This window comes from Kluyvera genomosp. 2 (genome assembly GCF_036759865.1).
GTDB classification, from domain to species: Bacteria; Pseudomonadota; Gammaproteobacteria; order Enterobacterales; family Enterobacteriaceae; genus Kluyvera; species Kluyvera ascorbata_B.
Genome location: NZ_JAPKIA010000013.1, coordinates 135,681 through 153,593, shown reverse-complemented (window position 1 = coordinate 153,593; position 17,913 = coordinate 135,681). Strand labels below are relative to the sequence as shown.

The 17,913-nt window shown below is 57.3% G+C and carries 12 protein-coding genes; 7 read left to right on the top strand and 5 right to left on the bottom strand.

Translation table 11 applies throughout. The annotated features are described in order from the left end of the window. Positions 1-21: 21 nt before the first annotated feature. On the bottom strand, positions 22-870 hold the full coding sequence (locus V6942_RS15570) for a MurR/RpiR family transcriptional regulator (RefSeq protein WP_106924058.1): 849 nt from the start codon (positions 868-870) through the stop codon (positions 22-24). Positions 871-1,096: 226 nt separating this feature from the next. On the opposite strand from V6942_RS15570, the gene yfhb reads away from it, so the two are divergent. Together yfhb and tadA are read left to right on the top strand one after the other, a co-directional pair. Next, positions 1,097-1,732 (top strand): phosphatidylglycerophosphatase C, encoded by a 636-nt coding sequence (gene yfhb, locus V6942_RS15565; RefSeq protein WP_333501448.1) that lies wholly within the window; start codon positions 1,097-1,099, stop codon positions 1,730-1,732. 31 nt (positions 1,733-1,763) lie between these two features. Next, positions 1,764-2,312 (top strand): tRNA adenosine(34) deaminase TadA, encoded by a 549-nt coding sequence (tadA, locus tag V6942_RS15560; RefSeq protein ID WP_106924060.1) that lies wholly within the window; start codon positions 1,764-1,766, stop codon positions 2,310-2,312. Position 2,313: 1 nt separating this feature from the next. On the opposite strand, the gene mltF is transcribed toward tadA, so the two are convergent. Further along, on the bottom strand, positions 2,314-3,840 hold the full coding sequence (gene mltF / locus V6942_RS15555; RefSeq protein ID WP_106924061.1) for a membrane-bound lytic murein transglycosylase MltF: 1,527 nt from the start codon (positions 3,838-3,840) through the stop codon (positions 2,314-2,316). 245 nt (positions 3,841-4,085) lie between these two features. Between mltF and purL the strand changes: the two genes are divergently transcribed. The 5 genes from purL to glnB all read left to right on the top strand — a co-directional run bounded on the left by purL (position 4,086) and on the right by glnB (position 12,455). Then, positions 4,086-7,973 (top strand): phosphoribosylformylglycinamidine synthase, encoded by a 3,888-nt coding sequence (purL, locus tag V6942_RS15550; protein ID WP_333501447.1) that lies wholly within the window; start codon positions 4,086-4,088, stop codon positions 7,971-7,973. A gap of 598 nt (positions 7,974-8,571) precedes the next feature. Further along, complete coding sequence (gene qseE, locus V6942_RS15545) at positions 8,572-10,008, top strand: two component system sensor histidine kinase QseE/GlrK (protein ID WP_333501446.1); 1,437 nt, start codon at positions 8,572-8,574, stop codon at positions 10,006-10,008. A gap of 17 nt (positions 10,009-10,025) precedes the next feature. After that, positions 10,026-10,718: a two-component system QseEF-associated lipoprotein QseG gene (qseG, locus tag V6942_RS15540; protein WP_182930177.1), complete on the top strand. Its 693-nt coding sequence runs from the start codon at positions 10,026-10,028 to the stop codon at positions 10,716-10,718. Then, positions 10,711-12,048 carry a two-component system response regulator GlrR gene (glrR, locus tag V6942_RS15535; RefSeq protein ID WP_182930178.1) on the top strand — a complete coding sequence of 446 codons (1,338 nt, stop codon included), beginning with the start codon at positions 10,711-10,713 and terminating at the stop codon, positions 12,046-12,048. Before qseG ends, glrR begins: the two co-directional genes overlap by 8 nt. Before the next feature lie 68 nt (positions 12,049-12,116). After that, positions 12,117-12,455 carry a nitrogen regulatory protein P-II gene (gene glnB / locus V6942_RS15530; protein ID WP_002914032.1) on the top strand — a complete coding sequence of 113 codons (339 nt, stop codon included), beginning with the start codon at positions 12,117-12,119 and terminating at the stop codon, positions 12,453-12,455. A 111-nt stretch (positions 12,456-12,566) separates the two neighbouring features. On the opposite strand, the gene dtpD is transcribed toward glnB, so the two are convergent. From dtpD to cadB, 3 genes are all read right to left on the bottom strand, one after another. Continuing rightward, positions 12,567-14,030, bottom strand: a complete 1,464-nt coding sequence (gene dtpD / locus V6942_RS15525) for a dipeptide permease DtpD (RefSeq protein WP_333501445.1) — start codon at positions 14,028-14,030, stop codon at positions 12,567-12,569. Positions 14,031-14,089: 59 nt separating this feature from the next. Then, the gene (gene cadA / locus V6942_RS15520) at positions 14,090-16,237 is read right to left on the bottom strand and encodes a lysine decarboxylase CadA (RefSeq protein WP_106924434.1); all 2,148 of its coding nucleotides are present in this window, start codon (positions 16,235-16,237) and stop codon (positions 14,090-14,092) included. A gap of 91 nt (positions 16,238-16,328) precedes the next feature. Further along, positions 16,329-17,660 carry a cadaverine/lysine antiporter gene (gene cadB / locus V6942_RS15515; protein WP_106924068.1) on the bottom strand — a complete coding sequence of 444 codons (1,332 nt, stop codon included), beginning with the start codon at positions 17,658-17,660 and terminating at the stop codon, positions 16,329-16,331. Positions 17,661-17,913: the final 253 nt, after the last annotated feature.

Sequence of the window (17,913 nt, the reverse complement as noted above, 5' to 3'; positions counted from 1 at the left end):
CTGCGGTAATCGCACCGCCGATCACACCAGCTTTTTCACTAGCGCTTCGCTGTGGCGAATACGCTCCGGTGCATTTTCCAGATCCTGCTGAACCAGCCCCATAAACAGCAGGTCGGTTAGCATCATCTGCGCGCTGGTGGAAGAGATGGCAGCGCTGCGCGTTGCCTGCTCTTCGGCAATGGTATACAGGCAGTGGGTTGCGCGCTGTTGTAAGGTATTTGGTGAAAAGCCGGTAATGGCCAGCACCTTGCCACCCACCCGCAGCGTTTCATCGGCGGCGAGATTGATTTCGCGTCGGGCGCCGGAGTAGGACACTGCGAGTAGCAGATCGTCCTGGGTCATCGCCTGGACGGTGGCCAGTAGGGCGTGCATGTCCAGCTCCGCCACGGCGTTAAAGCCAATTTTCATCAACTTCCAGCTAAAGTTGCGCGCCACCAGCCCCGATGCGCCAATGCCGGTCAGGACGATACGTCGCGCGTTACGCAGCAGGTTAACGGTCTCCAGCAACTTGTCTTCGCTGTTGACGTCCAAAGAGGCGTGCATCGCCGCCACGTTGTCCTTAATCAGCTTCTCACCCACCAGGCGCAGCGGATCGTCGCCGCAAATCTGGTTATGTACCGCGACCGAGTGGGGATTCGCGTTGCTGGCCAGCGCTTCGCTCAGCGCCAGCTTCAGCGCGGGGAAGCCTTTAAAACCCAGCTTCTGGGCGAACTTCACGACGCTGGACTGGCTGACACCCGCCTGGCTTGCCAACTGCTGTGAGCTTAAGTGACGCGCCAGATCCGGCTGCACCAGAATAAAATCCGCCAGCTTACGGTCGCTTTGCGCCAACTGGGGGTAACGCTGACGGATACTGATTAAACAATTCATAACAACCTCATGGACGCGATAACTCTGCTGCGCCAGAGCAGCAATCTGCTCGTCGGAAAGAATTATGTATTCTATTATAACGGAATATACCGAATTAAATATTCCATGTGTCGGTAAAAACGCAACTCTTTTCGTGCACCAGCGTCGTTGAGCCGCCGTTTGGCGAAAGCGGGCGGGCAATCTGCTAGTCTGTGGGCTTGCTCAGTGAGGAATACAGGAGGCTTCTTTGACACGCAATTCTCGCCGCGTGGTGTTTTTCGATCTCGACGGCACGCTGCATCAGCAGGATCTGTTTGGCGCGTTCATCCGCTATCTGCTGCGCCGTCTGCCGCTTAATGCGCTGCTGGTGCTGCCGCTGCTGCCGTTTATCGGCATCGCAATGCTGATCAAAGGCCGCGCGGCCCGCTGGCCGATGAGCGTTCTGCTGTGGGGCTGCACCTTCGGGCGGCGCGAAGCGACGCTCAACGCGCTGGAAGCGAGCTTTATTATCTGGTTTCGTGCCACGGTCACGCCGTTCCCGAGGGTACAGGCGCGTTTGGATAGCTATCTCCAGCATCAGGATGCTGACGTCTGGCTGATTACCGGGTCGCCGCAAACGCTGGTGGAGCGGGTCTACGCTGACGCTCCCTGGATGGCTCGGGTGAATCTTATCGGCAGTCAGATGCGGCGCGCTTGTGGTGGACGCGTGCTGTCGGTACGCTGCCTGGGGCATGAGAAGGTGGCGCAGTTAGAGCTGCGTCTGGGCGCACCGCTGCGCTTATACAGCGGATACAGCGACAGTAAACAGGATAACCCGCTACTCTTTTTCTGTGAGCATCGCTGGCGCGTAACCCCGCACGGCGAGCTGGAGCAGCTGGAATAGCGGCGCTGCGCTTTGATGGATATTGTGTATAATGCGCCGCGTTTTATCACCTGGAGTCCCGACGTTGTCTGACATTGAACAGAACCATGAATACTGGATGCGCCATGCGCTGGTGCTGGCTAAACGCGCCTGGGAAGAAGGCGAGGTGCCGGTTGGCGCGGTGCTGGTGCATAACAATCAGGTGATTGGTGAAGGCTGGAACCGCCCGATCGGCCGTCACGATCCTACCGCGCACGCGGAGATTATGGCGCTGCGGCAGGGGGGGCTGGTATTGCAGAACTACCGTTTGATTGACACGACGCTGTACGTCACGCTGGAGCCCTGCGTGATGTGTGCAGGCGCAATGGTCCACGGCCGAATCGGCAGTCTGGTGTTCGGTGCCCGCGACGCTAAAACCGGCGCGGCTGGGTCGCTGATTGACGTGCTGCATCACCCGGGAATGAATCACCGCGTTGAGATGACGGAAGGGGTGCTGGCCGATGAATGCTCGGCGATGCTAAGCGATTTCTTCCGCCACCGCCGCCAGCAGCAGAAGGCACTGAAGCAGGCGGCGAAAGCGGCAAATCTGCCGGCGGAATAACTTATTTATGCTTCGACATTAAGAATGACAGCGCGTCGCTGTGGTTCGGCGTCGGCATAAAGGAAAACAGGCCGTAGTGATTACGGTTTAGCTCATCCGGCGAGACCGCCGGATAGGCCTCGGCAATCGCCATCTGTTCGGTGGCCTTCTTCTCTTTTTCCTGCAAATAGCCTACCAGGCTTATCTGATATTTACGGATATTCTCGACGTAGGCGTAGGCCTCGTGGCCGCGCGCGTAGCCGTAGGTCAGCTTGCTGTACCAGGGTTTCTGGCTCAGCAACGGCAGGCGTTGTTTGACATCAGCCCAGCTATCCGGATTCCCCTTCTGTTTCGCCGTTAGCGCACGGGCATCGAGCATGTGGGCATAGCCCATGTTGTAGGCCGCCAGCGCAAACCAGATTTTTTCTTCCTGCGGCACGCTGTCCGGCACTTTGGTCATCATATCCTGTAAATAACGCATGCCGCCGCTGATACTCTGTTCCGCGTCGGTACGGTCGCTCAGGCCTAAACTTTGCGCGGTATTTTTCGTCAGCATCATCAGCCCACGCACCCCGGTGGGGGAGGTGGCCTGCGGGTCCCAGTGCGACTCCTGGTAGGAAATGGCCGCCAGCAGCTTCCAGTCGATTTCGCTGGCATGCTTCTCAAACAGCGGCCGCAGGTCTGGCAGCACGTTATCCACCGCGCGCAGGAATGAGCGGGTATCCACATAGTCGAAATCATCGCCGTGGCCGAGATACTTCTCTTCAAGGCGAGCCAGCGCCCCGTCTTCATTCATATTATTGAAGAAGTCGAGCATGGCCGCGGAGAGCGTGTTGTCGTTGTCTTTCAGACTAAACCAGGTGACGGGCTGTTCGTCAGTGACGTCGAGGGCAACCGCCAGCTCTGGATGGACGCGCTGGAACAGACCGATAGCGACAGAATCGGCGATGGTGTAGCTGAGCTTGCCATCGATGACCGCCTGCATCAAATCTACCGAGCCGCGCTTTTCGTCTACGTTCCAGCTGAGCTCAGGAAACGTCTTCTCTTTTAAGCTTTGCAGATCGTTGATGACGACCTGGCCCGGCGCGACGGTAAGCTGCCCGGCGGTGAGGGTACCCAGGCTGCGGGGACGCGGGCTGCCGACGCGATAAACCAACTGCTGCGACACGGAATAGTAGGTGGGGCCGGCCTGGTAGTTCTGCACGCGCTCGCTGTTGTAAACCAGCCCCGCGGCCAGCATATCGGCGTCGCCGTGGTCCAGATCGTCAAAGAGCTGGCTAATGTTCTGGCGAACGGTGATTTTCAGCTTAACGCCAAGGTAGTCGGCGAACTGCTGGGCCAGCTCATAATCGAGGCCGTAGTCTTTGCCGTTGACCGTGGTGTAGGTCAGCGGCGACAGTATGGTACTGACGCGCAGCTCCCCCCGCTCCTGAATGGCGGCGATGCGATTCTCTGGTTTGCCAAACCAGGGGATTGAGGGCCAAAGGGCCGCTGCCAACAACAGCGTTACAACGCCGATCAGCAGATAATTAATCTTTAGTTTTTTCAAATAGTTAATTCGCTTTGATACCAGTTTGTTTCCCTGATAACGATGCGGGTTGCTATAGAATGAGCGGCATTTTGCTTAAGATTGCGCCAGTTGGCAACTGATTCGCGAGTCGCGTCACACCGAATGTTAAAGATGGACGATGATTTTATTTCCACGCAAACGGTTTCGTCAGGCCGCAGGATTCTCTATAATAGCCGCCGTTCTCCCCCATTGCGCACACTGAAAGCTGAGAAGACGAGAGACTTATGATGGAAATTCTGCGTGGTTCGCCTGCACTGTCTGCATTTCGTATTAACAAACTGCTGACGCGGTTTCAGGCAGCCAACCTCCCGGTAAGCAATATATACGCCGAGTATGTCCATTTTGCCGACCTGGACGCGCCGCTGACCGAAGATGAGCGGGCCCGACTTGAGCGATTGTTGCAGTATGGCCCAAGCCTGAACAGCCATACCCCTACCGGTAAACTGCTGCTCGTCACTCCCCGCCCTGGCACTATCTCTCCCTGGTCTTCCAAAGCTACCGACATCGCACATAACTGCGGCCTGAATCAGGTGCTGCGGCTGGAACGCGGCGTTGCCTACTATGTTGATGCCGCGAGTCTGACCGCTGAGCAACTCGGCGCGGTGGCGGCAGAACTGCACGATCGCATGATGGAGAGCGTATTTGACTCGCTGCAGGATGCCGAAAAACTGTTTGCTCATCACCAGCCTGCACCGGTTGCCAGCGTGGATCTGCTGGGGCAGGGCCGTCAGGCGCTGATTGATGCCAACATTCGTCTTGGCCTGGCGCTGGCGGACGACGAAATTGACTACCTGCAGGATGCGTTCACCAAGTTGGGTCGCAACCCGAACGACATCGAGCTGTACATGTTCGCCCAGGCGAACTCCGAGCACTGTCGTCACAAGATTTTTAACGCCGATTGGATTATCGACGGTAAACAGCAGCCGAAGTCGCTGTTTAAGATGATCAAAAACACCTTTGAAACCACGCCGGATCACGTGCTGTCTGCCTATAAAGACAACGCCGCGGTGATGGAAGGCTCTGAAGTCGGCCGCTACTTTGCCGACCACAAAACCGGACGCTACGATTTCCATCAGGAGCCCGCGCACATCCTGATGAAGGTAGAAACCCATAACCACCCGACGGCTATCTCTCCATGGCCGGGCGCGGCAACCGGCTCCGGCGGGGAAATTCGCGATGAAGGCGCTACCGGCCGCGGCGCGAAGCCAAAAGCGGGGCTGGTGGGGTTCTCCGTTTCTAACCTGCGTATCCCTGGCTTTGAACAGCCGTGGGAGGAAGATTTCGGCAAACCGGATCGTATCGTGACCGCGCTGGATATCATGACCGACGGCCCGCTGGGCGGCGCAGCGTTCAACAACGAATTCGGTCGTCCGGCGCTGACCGGTTACTTCCGTACCTACGAAGAAAAAGTGAACAGCCACAACGGCGAAGAGCTGCGTGGTTATCACAAGCCGATCATGCTGGCGGGCGGGATCGGCAACATCCGCGCCGATCACGTCCAGAAAGGCGAGATCGTGGTAGGTGCGAAGCTGATCGTGCTCGGTGGCCCGGCGATGAATATCGGCCTTGGCGGCGGTGCGGCCTCTTCAATGGCTTCCGGCCAGTCTGACGCCGACCTCGATTTCGCGTCCGTACAGCGCGACAACCCGGAAATGGAACGCCGCTGTCAGGAAGTGATCGACCGCTGCTGGCAGCTGGGCGATGCCAACCCGATTCTGTTTATTCACGACGTGGGCGCAGGCGGTCTGTCTAACGCCATGCCGGAACTGGTGAGCGACGGTGGACGCGGCGGGAAATTCCAGCTGCGCGACATCCTGAGCGATGAGCCGGGCATGAGCCCGCTGGAAATCTGGTGTAATGAATCCCAGGAACGCTACGTGCTGGCGGTAGCCGCTGACCAGCTTCCGCTGTTCGATGAGCTGTGTAAGCGTGAACGCGCGCCGTACGCGGTCATCGGTGAAGCCACCGAAGAGAAGCACCTGACGCTCAGCGACAGCCACTTCGACAATCAGCCAATCGACATGCCGCTCGACGTTCTGCTCGGCAAAACGCCGAAGATGACTCGCGATGTGCAGACGCTGAAAGCGAAAGGCGAAGCGCTTGCCCGTGAACACATTACGATTGCCGATGCGGTGAACCGCGTGCTGCACCTGCCAACCGTGGCAGAGAAAACCTTCCTTGTGACCATTGGCGACCGTACCGTCACCGGCATGGTCGCGCGCGACCAGATGGTCGGCCCGTGGCAGATCCCGGTAGCCAACTGCGCGGTGACCACCGCCAGCCTCGACAGCTACTACGGCGAAGCGATGTCTATCGGTGAGCGTGCGCCCGTTGCGCTGCTGGACTTCGCGGCTTCCGCCCGTCTGGCGGTAGGCGAAGCGCTGACTAACATCGCCGCGACCCAGATTGGCAACATCAAACACATTAAACTCTCGGCAAACTGGATGTCGGCGGCAGGTCACCCTGGCGAAGACGCGGGGCTGTACGAAGCGGTGAAAGCGATCGGCGAAGAGATGTGTCCGCAGTTGGGTCTGACTATTCCGGTGGGCAAAGACTCCATGTCGATGAAAACCCGCTGGCAGGAAGGCAACGAGCAGCGCGAAATGACCTCGCCGCTGTCGCTGGTCATTTCCGCCTTTGCCCGCGTGGAAGACGTGCGTCACACCATCACGCCGCAGCTGGTCACCGAAGATAACGCCCTGCTGCTGATTGACCTTGGTAAGGGCCATAACGCGCTGGGTGCGACCGCGCTGGCGCAGGTCTACCGTCAACTGGGCGATAAACCGGCCGACGTGCGCGACGTTGCGCAGCTGAAAGGCTTCTACGAGGCGATTCAGGCGCTGGTTGCGCAGCGTAAGCTGCTGGCCTATCACGACCGTTCCGACGGCGGCCTGCTGGTGACCCTGGCGGAGATGGCCTTTGCCGGTCATTGCAGCGTGGAAGCTGACGTGGCAACGCTTGGCGACGATCGTCTGGCGGCGCTGTTCAACGAAGAGCTGGGCGCGGTGATTCAGGTTCGTGCCGCTGACCGTGAAGCGGTAGAAGCGATTCTGGCGGCCAACGGCCTGGCAGACTGTGTACACTTCCTCGGTAAAGCCGTTGAAGGTGACCGCTTCACCCTGACTGCCAACGGTCAGCCGGTATTCAGCGAAAGCCGCACTACGCTGCGTATGTGGTGGGCTGAAACCACCTGGCAGATGCAGCGTCTGCGCGATAACCCAGAGTGTGCCGATCAGGAACACGACGCGAAAGCGAACGATAACGACCCGGGCCTCAATGTGAAGCTCACCTTTGATATCGCAGCTGACGTGGCGGCGCCTTACATTGCGACCGGTGCGCGCCCGAAAGTGGCCGTGCTGCGTGAACAGGGCGTCAACTCGCACGTGGAGATGGCGGCCGCCTTCCACCGTGCGGGCTTTGATGCCATTGACGTCCATATGAGCGACCTGCTGGCCGGCCGTACAGGTCTGGCTGACTTCCAGGCGCTGGTGGCCTGCGGCGGTTTCTCCTACGGTGACGTGCTCGGTGCGGGCGAGGGCTGGGCGAAATCCATTCTGTTCAACAACCGCGTGCGCGATGAGTTTGCCACTTTCTTCCATCGCCCTCAGACGCTGGCGTTGGGCGTGTGTAACGGCTGTCAGATGATGTCTAACCTGCGTGAACTGATCCCGGGCAGCGACCTGTGGCCGCGCTTTGTTCGTAACCATTCTGACCGTTTTGAAGCGCGCTTCAGCCTGGTCGAAGTGGCCAGCAGCCCGTCACTGCTGCTCGCCGGGATGGAAGGCTCACGGATGCCGATCGCCGTTTCTCACGGTGAAGGCCACGTGGAGGTTCGCGATGGTGCACACCTTGCTCAGCTTGAGAGTAAAGGTCTGGTCGCGCTGCGCTTCGTTGACAATTTCGGCAAGGTGACCGAAGCCTACCCGGCGAACCCGAACGGTTCCCCGAACGGTATTACGTCGGTCACCAACGAGAGCGGCCGCGTGACCATAATGATGCCGCACCCGGAGCGCGTGTTCCGCACCGTGGCTAACTCCTGGCACCCGGAAAACTGGGGCGAGGACAGCCCGTGGATGCGTATTTTCCGCAATGCGCGTAAGCAGCTCGGCTAAGACTCACGTTTAACGAATCAAGCCCCTCCTGGTGAGGGGCTTTTTTATCTGCAGGCCGGATAAAGACATTTACGCCGCCATCCGGCAATGTGCGTCGTTCCGCCCGATCAAGAGTGTCGGCAAACCCCGACATTGGTGATGTTATGATGTCGCCAAAAGGAGACATTTAATTCAATGATTTATATGTACTTTTTTGTGATTGATTTTAAGTGTTGCTAATTGGCGACAGTATTACCAAAACCCGCCCAGTGAACTCTCCAGGGTGATTGGTGTATTTTTCATATTTATCAGTGTGTTAATATATTGTTTTGAAATGTGGCACGCATCGTGCATAATAATAACCAGTGGCTCATTCACCTTCTTATGTCAGCCCCTTCGGGACGTGCTACATAAACTTAGAATGACGCACAACAAGGTGCCTGCCGTCCAGCAAATGATAATAGCGCTGCTTTATCAACCATCGGGCGAAACGTTGAGTTAGGCACCGCCTTATTCCATAACAAAGCCGGGCTTATGCCCGGCTTTGTTATTTCTGGCCTTTCCCTCGTCGATATCCTCAGTTAGCATTCCAGTAAGTTGATTCACTGAGATACCTCTTTTGAAACGCCCCTCACTTTCTCCACGCTCGCTTCGCCAACTGGTGACGCTCGCTTTCCTGCTGATTCTGCTGCCGCTGCTGGTGCTGGCATGGCAGGCCTGGCAAAGCTTGAATATGCTCAGCGCGCAGGCCGAACAAACCAACCGCACGACGCTGATTGATGCCCGCCGCAGCGAAGCGATGGCCAACGTGGCGCTGGATATGGAGCGCAGCTATCGCCAGTACTGCGTGCTCGACGATCCGACGCTGGCGAAGGTGTATCAGAATCAGCGTAAACGCTATAGCGACATGCTGGAGGCGCACGCGGGCGTGCTGCCCGACGACACGCTCTACCAGCGGCTACGGCAAAATCTTCACGATCTGACAACCCTACAATGCACCAACAGCGGCCCGGAAAAGCAGGCGGTGGCGAAACTTGAAGCGTTCTCCAGCGCCAACGGTGAGCTGGTGCAGGCCACCCGCACCGTGGTTTTCTCCCGTGGGCAGCAGCTACAGCAGGCGATCGCTGAACGCGGCCAGTTCTTCGGCTGGCAGGCGCTGGTGCTGTTTCTGGTGAGCCTGGCGATGGTGCTGCTGTTCACCCGAATGATTATCGGCCCGGTGAAGGGCATTGAGAGTATGATCAACCGTCTGGGCGAGGGACAGTCGCTGGACGGCGAGGTGATGTTCCGTGGGCCACGTGAGCTGCGTTCTGTTGGCCAGCGTATTATCTGGCTTAGCGAGCGCCTGTCGTGGCTGGAGTCACAGCGCCATCAGTTTCTGCGTCATCTTTCCCACGAACTGAAAACACCGCTGGCCAGCATGCGTGAAGGCACCGAGCTACTGGCGGACCAGGTGGTAGGGCCGCTCAGCGCCGAACAAAAAGAGGTGGTCGCTATCCTGGATAGCAGCAGCCGCAACCTGCAAACGCTGATTGAACAGCTGCTGGACTACAACCGCAAGCTGAGTGAGACGGCCGTTCGCATGGAGTATGTTGCGCTGGCGCCGCTGGTGGATATGGTGGTTTCCGCGCACAGCCTGCCGGCACGCGCTAAAATGATGCACACGCAGGTCGATTTACAGGCGGCAGGCTGCCTGGCAGAGCCCACGCTATTAATGAATGCGCTGGATAATCTGTACTCGAATGCGGTGCACTATGGCACTGAATCCGGTAACATTTATCTCCGTAGCCGCCGGGAAGGTTCGCGTGTCTCTATTGATGTCATCAATACGGGCACGCCAATCCCGGACGCAGAAAAATTAATGATTTTTGAGCCCTTCTTCCAGGGCAGCCATCAGCGCAAAGGTGCGGTGAAAGGAAGCGGCCTGGGATTAAGCCTGGCGCGCGACTCGGTGCGGAAAATGCACGGCGAGCTGCATCTTCTCGACTCCCGTGAGGGTAACGTCTGTTTTCGCATTGAGCTTCCGGCACCAGGGCTCGAAAAAACAACCACATAAATCGATATCGAGTGACTATGCCCCAACTATTAGCACGTACCGGTCGACGGCTCCGCCGGTGGCGTAGCGGCCTGATTGGCGTTGCCTGCCTGATGCTGTCGGGCTGCAACGCCACGCTGCTGCCGCATCATAACGGCGGCAGCGGCGAGGGCAGCGAGCCGCGCCAGCAGGTGGCGGATTACCAGTCGACCGACTGCGATGATATCTGGTCGCTAAACGGCGACACCGCTGAAAATAACCCGCTTTACTGGCTGCGCGGCATGGATTGCGCCGATCGTCTGTCGGCGACGCGCGCGCGCGCCGAGGCCAGCGCGCAGGCTGCCGATCGCTGGCAGGGAGCGCTCAAGCGCGGCATCCTGTTGGCGAACGCGAAAATCACCCCGGCAGAACGCCGCCAGCTGGTGGGCGACATCGATGCGTTAAGCTCGCAAATTCCTTCGCGTATTCGTCCGCTTTACCAGGTATGGCGAGATGGGCAGGCGCTACAGCTGTCGCTCTCTGAAGAGCGTTTGCGCTACAGCAAACTGCAGGAAACCAGCGACGGCCAGCTCGATGCGCTGCGTCAGCAGCAGCAGCAGCTTCAGGCCGAACTGGAGCTCACTACCCGTAAACTGCAAAATCTGACGGATATTGAGCGTCAGCTCTCCAGCCGCAAGCCGGGGGCGGATATCTCGCACCCAGCGGCATCTGATGAGGATAAAAATGAGTAACCGTAAACCCGCGCACCTGCTGTTGGTCGACGACGATCCCGGCCTGTTGAAGCTGCTGGGCATGCGTCTGACCAGCGAAGGTTATCGGGTGGATACCGCAGAAAGCGGCCAGCAGGGGCTGCGCGTGCTGGCAAAAGAGCGCATCGACCTGGTGATCAGCGATCTGCGCATGGACGAAATGGACGGCATGCAGCTGTTCAGCGAAATTCAGAAAGTGCAGCCGGGGATGCCGGTGATCATCCTTACCGCCCACGGTTCGATTCCGGACGCGGTCTCTGCCACCCAGCAGGGGGTGTTCAGCTTCTTAACCAAGCCGGTAGATAAAGACGCGCTCTATAAGGCCATCGACGAAGCGCTGGAGCGCACGTCGCCGGCGAACGATGAGCAATGGCGAGAAGCGATTGTGACCCGCAGCCCGCTGATGCTGCGTCTGCTCGAGCAGGCACAGATGGTGGCGCAGTCGGACGTGAGCGTGCTGATTAACGGCCAGAGCGGTACCGGGAAAGAGATTCTGGCGCAGGCGATTCACAACGCCAGCCCGCGCCGAGCCAAGCCGTTCGTGGCAATTAACTGCGGCGCGCTACCGGAGCAACTGCTGGAGTCTGAACTGTTCGGCCATGCGCGCGGGGCGTTTACCGGCGCGGTCAGCAACCGCGAAGGGCTGTTCCAGGCGGCCGAAGGCGGCACGCTGTTTCTGGATGAAATTGGCGATATGCCCGCACCGCTGCAGGTGAAGCTGCTGCGCGTGCTGCAGGAGCGCAAAGTCCGCCCGTTAGGCAGCAACCGCGATCTGGACATTAACGTGCGGATTATCTCCGCGACCCACCGGGATCTGCCGAAGGCGATGGCGCGCGGCGAGTTTCGCGAAGATCTGTTCTACCGCCTGAACGTGGTCAATCTCAAGCTCCCGACGCTTGCCGAGCGTACCGAGGACATTCCGCTGCTGGCCAACTACCTGCTGCGCCAGGCGGCCGATCGGCATAAGCCGTTTGTCCGCGCCTTTTCCACCGATGCCATGAAGCGGTTGATGGCGGCCAACTGGCCGGGCAACGTGCGCCAGCTGGTCAATGTGATTGAGCAGTGCGTGGCGCTCACCTCTTCGCCGGTCATCAGCGATGCGCTGGTGGAGCAGGCGCTGGAAGGTGAAAACACGGCGTTGCCGACCTTCGTTGAGGCGCGCAATCAGTTTGAACTCAACTACCTGCGTAAGCTGCTGCAAATCACCAAGGGCAACGTCACTCACGCCGCGAGAATGGCGGGCCGCAACCGTACCGAATTTTACAAGCTGCTGTCGCGTCATGAACTGGATGCCAACGACTTTAAAGAGTAGCACCGTACATACGAGTGATTTATGATACGGTGAGCAACCGGTTACGCGATAAAAACGACAGGAACACCATGAAAAAGATTGATGCGATTATTAAACCCTTCAAACTGGATGACGTACGTGAAGCGCTGGCGGAAGTTGGCATCACCGGTATGACGGTAACGGAAGTGAAAGGCTTTGGTCGCCAGAAGGGCCACACCGAACTGTACCGCGGCGCGGAGTACATGGTGGACTTTCTGCCGAAGGTGAAAATTGAAATCGTGGTGACTGACGATATTGTTGATACCTGCGTCGATACCATTATCCGTACCGCGCAAACCGGCAAAATCGGCGACGGTAAAATCTTCGTCTTTGACGTAGCGCGCGTTATTCGTATCCGTACCGGTGAAGAGGATGACGCGGCAATCTAATCCGCAAAACTCATCCTGGGATGTAGGCCGGATAAGCGCAGCGCCATCCGGCGTAACCTGCGCAGCTTGCCGGATGGCGGCATCAATGCCTTATCCGGCCTACTGCCTTAATCACTCGTCGGTCTGTGCTAAAGGTATGCTGGACGAACGCATCAGACGTTTCAACGCAACCGCCACCACGATTAGCGCCACGCAGCCCAGCGTCCATTCCCCCATTTGCGAGAAAAAATGCCCGTAGGCGTCGATAGCCGTTTCGCTAATCTGCGACTCGGTCGTTTTCTGCGCCACTACGCCTGCCAGCCAGTTGGCTACCGAGCCGGTAGCTAACATGTAGATGCCGGTCAACACGCCGGTGACGCCGGGCAGATTGAGGCGGGTAATTTGCGCCATCGCCACCGGGTCGATAAACAGTTCAGCAAAGCCCATCAGCGCCAGGCCGGCAATCATCATCCCCATCGACGCTTGGCCGTGTAGCTGTGCGCCACGCGCGTTCAGGGCCAGCAGCATAAAGCCTGCGGCCATCAATGCCAGACCAAAGGCAAACTTCAACCATACCCGCAGCGTCGAACTGATGCCGCCTTCCGGACGAGCCAGCCAGGCCAATGCCACACCGGCGGACATCACCGCAATGGCGTTAACCGACTGGAAGAGGGCGGTAGGCACCTCAATATTCAACCAGCGGCGGTTGACGAAGCGATCGATAAACAGGCTGATAGAGCTGCCACCCTGCTGGGCCAGCACCCAGAACAGCGTACCGGTTAGCATCAGCAAAACGATTTGCCACAGCGCGCGGCGCTGCTGCGGGAAGCGCAGCATGATGCGGGCGACAATTACCGCCGCGGCGGCGCAGACGATGCCCAGTAAATAACCCGCCGCGTCATTCTCCAGCAGCAGCGTGAAGCACACAGGCGCAAGGCACAGCATTAACAGCAGCCAGCCCCAGGCTGGCAGGGCAAACTTTACCTCACGCAGCGCCGGGCGGTTCACTCCTTGGGTATGACGGAAGTGGCGGTGACCGCTTAAAAAGACCAGCAGGCCAACAAACATGCCCACGCCCGCCAGTGCAAAACCGACGTGCCAGCCGTACCACTGCGCCGCCAGACCGCAGGCGATGGGCGCGGCGATGGAGCCGATATTACCCGCCGCGTACAGCAGCGAGAAACCACCGTCGCGACGCTGGTCGTCGGGCGCATACAGCTCGCCGAGCAGACAGCTGATATTGGACTTAAACAGGCCGTAGCCGCAGATAATAATCGCCAGCGCCAGATACAGACTCCAGATTGCGTCAGACTCGATGCCGAGCACCACGTGGCCGAACGTCATCAGTATCGCACCGGCAATCACTGCCGTTCGGTTACCGAGCAGGCGGTCGGCGAGCCAGCCGCCCAGAATAGGGGTTACATAGACCAAAGAGGCGTAAGCGCTGAAAAGATTGATGGCGTGGCTGTCGTTAAAGCCGAGCTGGTGGGTGAGATAAAGGATGAGGAGGGCACGCATGCCGTAAAAGCTGAAGTATTCCCAGATTTGAATCGCCACGATGTAGTAGATCGCGCGCGGTTGTGAGGGTGTTTTCATGTGAACTCCTTGCGGCGTGAAAAAAGGGAAGCGGCAAGCCGCTTCCCTTACTGCTTTTATTATTTCGTGTTGTTTTCTTTCAGCACTTTTACGGTATAGCGACCGTCAGCCTGGCGATAGGCGCCGTGGATGTCGGTTTCGAAGCCCGGATAATGTGCGCCGATTTCACACAGCATCTGCAGGAACTCGAGCACCGGACGGCTCTGCTCGGTGATTTTCTCACCCGGCATCACCAGCGGTACGCCCGGAGGATACGGCAGGATCATGTTGGCGTTAACGCGGCCCACCATCTCTTCCAGATAGATCTCTTCGGTTTCACCGTGCAGCTCTTTCTGGAAGGCGGCGTATGGGGTCATTTCCATTTCCGGCAGCACTTCAAACGCGCGGAACATCAGGTCCGGCAGGTTGTGATGCTCAACCAGTTTATGAATGTTCTGCGCCAGCTCCTGGATACGCATGTTTTCATAAAACTCCGGCGCTTCGCGGTACAGCGCTGGCAGGATGTTTTTCACGCGTAGGTTCAGGTCGAACGCGCGTTTAAACTCGGTCAGCGCACGCAGCAGACTCAGCGCTTTGGTTTTATCGATACCGATGCTGAACAGGAACAGAAGGTTGTACGGACCGGTTTTCTCAACGATGATGCCGCGTTCGTCGAGGTATTTCGCGACCAGGCTTGCCGGGATACCGAACTCGTCCATGGTGCCGTCTTTCTTCATCCCCGGTGTCAAAATGGTGACTTTTATCGGGTCGAGGTACATGTGCTCGTTATCGATATTTTTGAAGCCGTGCCATGCGCTGTCAGAGCGCAGCGGCCAGCATTCAGGGCCATCGATATGTTCCGGCTGCCAGACATCGAAGAACCAGCCTTCAGACTCGCCTTTCAGACGCTTAATCTCTTTACGGAACTTAATCGCACGTTCGATAGAACCGTTAATCAGGCGTTTACCGGCGTTGCCTTTCATCATCGCCGCGGCGGTTTCGGTGGAGGCCACGATACCGTAGTGCGGAGAGGTGGTGGTGTGCATCATGTAGGCTTCGTTGAAGGTTTCTTCGTTCACGTCACCTTTCACATGAATCATGGAAGCCTGGGAGAACGCCGCCAGCAGCTTGTGCGTAGACTGCGTTTCGTAGATCACTTTACCTTCCACACGGCCGCCGCTCATCCCGCATTTCCCTTCATAAATCGGCGAGAAGTTGGTGTAAGGCACCCAGGCGGAGTCGAAGTGGATGGACTTCACGTCCAGCGTTTTCTTGATGAAATCGGTGTTGTAGAGCAGACCGTCGTAAGTGGAGTTGGTGATAACGGCATGCACCGGCCAGCTGGCATTCGGCGTGGCTTTTACGCGTTTTTCAATCGTGGCGCGCTGGAACTCGCTCTGCGGAATACCGCCCAGAATGCCGTAGGCGTTACGGGTTGGACGGAAGTAGATCGGCGTAATATCGCTCATCATCATCAGATGGGTCAGCGATTTATGGCAGTTACGGTCAATCAGTACGGTGCTGCCCGCCGGCGCGGAGTACATACCAACGATTTTGTTGGCCGTGGAGGTGCCGTTGGTGACCATATAGCTGCGTTCGGCATTAAAGACGCGGGCAATATACTCTTCCGCTTCTTTGTGTGGGCCGGAGTGGTCCAGCAGTGAACCCAGCTCGGAAACGGAAATGGAGATATCGGACTTCATGGTGTTCGGGCCAAAGAAGTCGTAGAAAATGCTGCCGACCGGGCTTTTCTGGAAAGCGGTACCGCCCATATGACCTGGCGTACAGAAGGTGTATTTGCCTTCGCGAACGTATTTGAACAGCGCTTTGGTCAGCGGCGGCATGATGGTATCGATGTACTCATCGGTGTTCTGGCGGATTTTCGCGGCGATATCGTCGGCGGCGCCCAGCGCATACTCGAAGAAGCGAACCTGCATGCGCAGATCGTTCAGACTCACGTCGAGAGTGGAGTAGCTATTAGCAAAAGCGTATACCGGCATGTACTCGTTCATCGCGCTGATTTCTTCGCACAGTTCGAGATTGTATTTATCCCAGTCGAAGATCACGCCGCACAGGCGGGCGTTATTTTCAATCAGCTTCAGCAGGTCTTCACGGTCATTCGGGTAGACAATCTGGAAGTTCAGGCCTTCTAGGGCGCGATGAAGTTCACGAATAGGCTCTTCTTTAAAATAGACGCCCATGTGGTTCATGATAGCAATAACATTCATAGTCATAGTCATGTTTCCAGGTAAAGGAGGCCCTTCCCACCGCGTTAGCGGCAGGGGAGGAAGGGCCTGTAGAAATAGGAGGGGCTAGCGGTTAGTGCGCTTCAGCCGGATTGTTTTCGTTGTCATTGTGCTGACGCTGGTGCATTTTGCGGCCGTAGAACATCAGGATGACCAGGCTGACGATAAAGGTGCCGGACAGCTCGAAGGAGTTGGCGCCCATCAGCGCGATGAAGCAGAATGCGCAGCCGAGCACAGAGCACACCAGGCTTGCTGAGTTACGGATGTTGAAGCCTTCGAAGCGAATCAGGTCAACGCAAGAGTAGAAGTACGGCAGCATGGTCAACAGAACGGCGATACCGGTCAGCTCACCGAACAGGTCGGAGGCTTTACCCCCGCTGGAGTTCATGATGGTGATGATAACCATCAGCGCGGTCATTTTAACGGCGGCCAGCAGCAGACCTTTTTTCGGAATACCGTTGCTATCAACTTCACCGTACACTTTCGGGAAGTTGCCATCGTTGGCCGCGCGCACCCCGGCCTGACCAACCAGCATCATCCAGGAGCCCAGCGAAGTCAGGCACGCAAAGGCGGTGAAGGCAGAAACCAGCGGCGCGGCCCAGCCGCCCAGAATGGTGGAGGCGCTGATGGCGAACGGTGCACCGGACGCTGCCATGACGGAAGCCGGGTACATACCAGAGATAACCTGCGTTGCCGCAATATAGATAACACCGGCGATTGCGGTTCCCAGCATAGTGGCCAGCGGCACGGTACGTTTCGGGTTTTTCACCATACCGGTGCTGACGGCGGCAGATTCCACGCCGACAAACGCCCACAGGCACAGCAGAATACTTTTAATCACCGCGTGTGGATCGGTGCTGGTAGAGGTGTTCCAGTTTGCATGGTAGGTGGCCATATCAAACCAGTGCCAGCCCACCACGGCGGTCAGAACTACCGGGATCAGCACCAGGAAAAGGCCAATAGTGGTCAAACGGCTAACCCAGGCTCCCCCCAGCATGTTGACAAAGGTAAAGACCCACACGATAGCGATACAGGCAATGCCTGCCGGAATAGGATCGTTTAATACCGGGAAGAACGTGGATAAATAAGAGACGGCGGTAATCCCGATAGCCAGGTTACCAATCCAGTTGGCGTGATAATAAAGGACACCAGTCTGGAAACCAAATGCCGGTGATAATTCACCCGCGTAGGCAATTGGCCCACCCTGTTGAGGGTTTTTTGTTGCCAGTCGCGCATAAACATAAGCCAGGGACATTGCCCCGATAATAGAAATGACCCAACCCCAAATAGCAATACCGCCAATGCTGGCGAGGTTCGCTGGTAATAACGCAATACCGCTCCCCATCATATTCCCGGCGACGACGCCGGTACAGGCGAATAGCCCGATCTTTTTGGCAGAACTCATGTTCTTTTCTCCTGAACAGTATTTTTAAGATCGGATCGCGAGGTGAGCTATGGCGAGCGATCCGACCAACTGGCGACCATGTTACTGAGCGGAATAAGGGAAGTCCTAAAGTAAAAGTGAAATAAACACAAACTTGAAAAAGATGAGGTTTTTAGCTTTTGACATTAACATGTCAGGATAAAAACTTTATATCACGAAAAGATAAATTATTAGTAATTACAAGTAGGTATGTGATTTTATTTTTGGAGGGAGA

Bases quoted from the DNA above. Each gene is read 5' to 3' on its own strand.
- purL (WP_333501447.1), top strand. From the start codon at position 4,086: ATGATGGAAATTCTGCGTGGTTCGCCTGCACTGTCTGCATTTCGTATT.
- cadB (WP_106924068.1), bottom strand. From the start codon at position 17,660: ATGAGTTCTGCCAAAAAGATCGGGCTATTCGCCTGTACCGGCGTCGTC.
- dtpD (WP_333501445.1), bottom strand. From the start codon at position 14,030: ATGAAAACACCCTCACAACCGCGCGCGATCTACTACATCGTGGCGATT.
- V6942_RS15570 (WP_106924058.1), bottom strand. From the start codon at position 870: ATGAATTGTTTAATCAGTATCCGTCAGCGTTACCCCCAGTTGGCGCAA.
- tadA (WP_106924060.1), top strand. From the start codon at position 1,764: ATGCGCCGCGTTTTATCACCTGGAGTCCCGACGTTGTCTGACATTGAA.
- glnB (WP_002914032.1), top strand. From the start codon at position 12,117: ATGAAAAAGATTGATGCGATTATTAAACCCTTCAAACTGGATGACGTA.
- glrR (WP_182930178.1), top strand. From the start codon at position 10,711: ATGAGTAACCGTAAACCCGCGCACCTGCTGTTGGTCGACGACGATCCC.
- cadA (WP_106924434.1), bottom strand. From the start codon at position 16,237: ATGAATGTTATTGCTATCATGAACCACATGGGCGTCTATTTTAAAGAA.
- qseG (WP_182930177.1), top strand. From the start codon at position 10,026: ATGCCCCAACTATTAGCACGTACCGGTCGACGGCTCCGCCGGTGGCGT.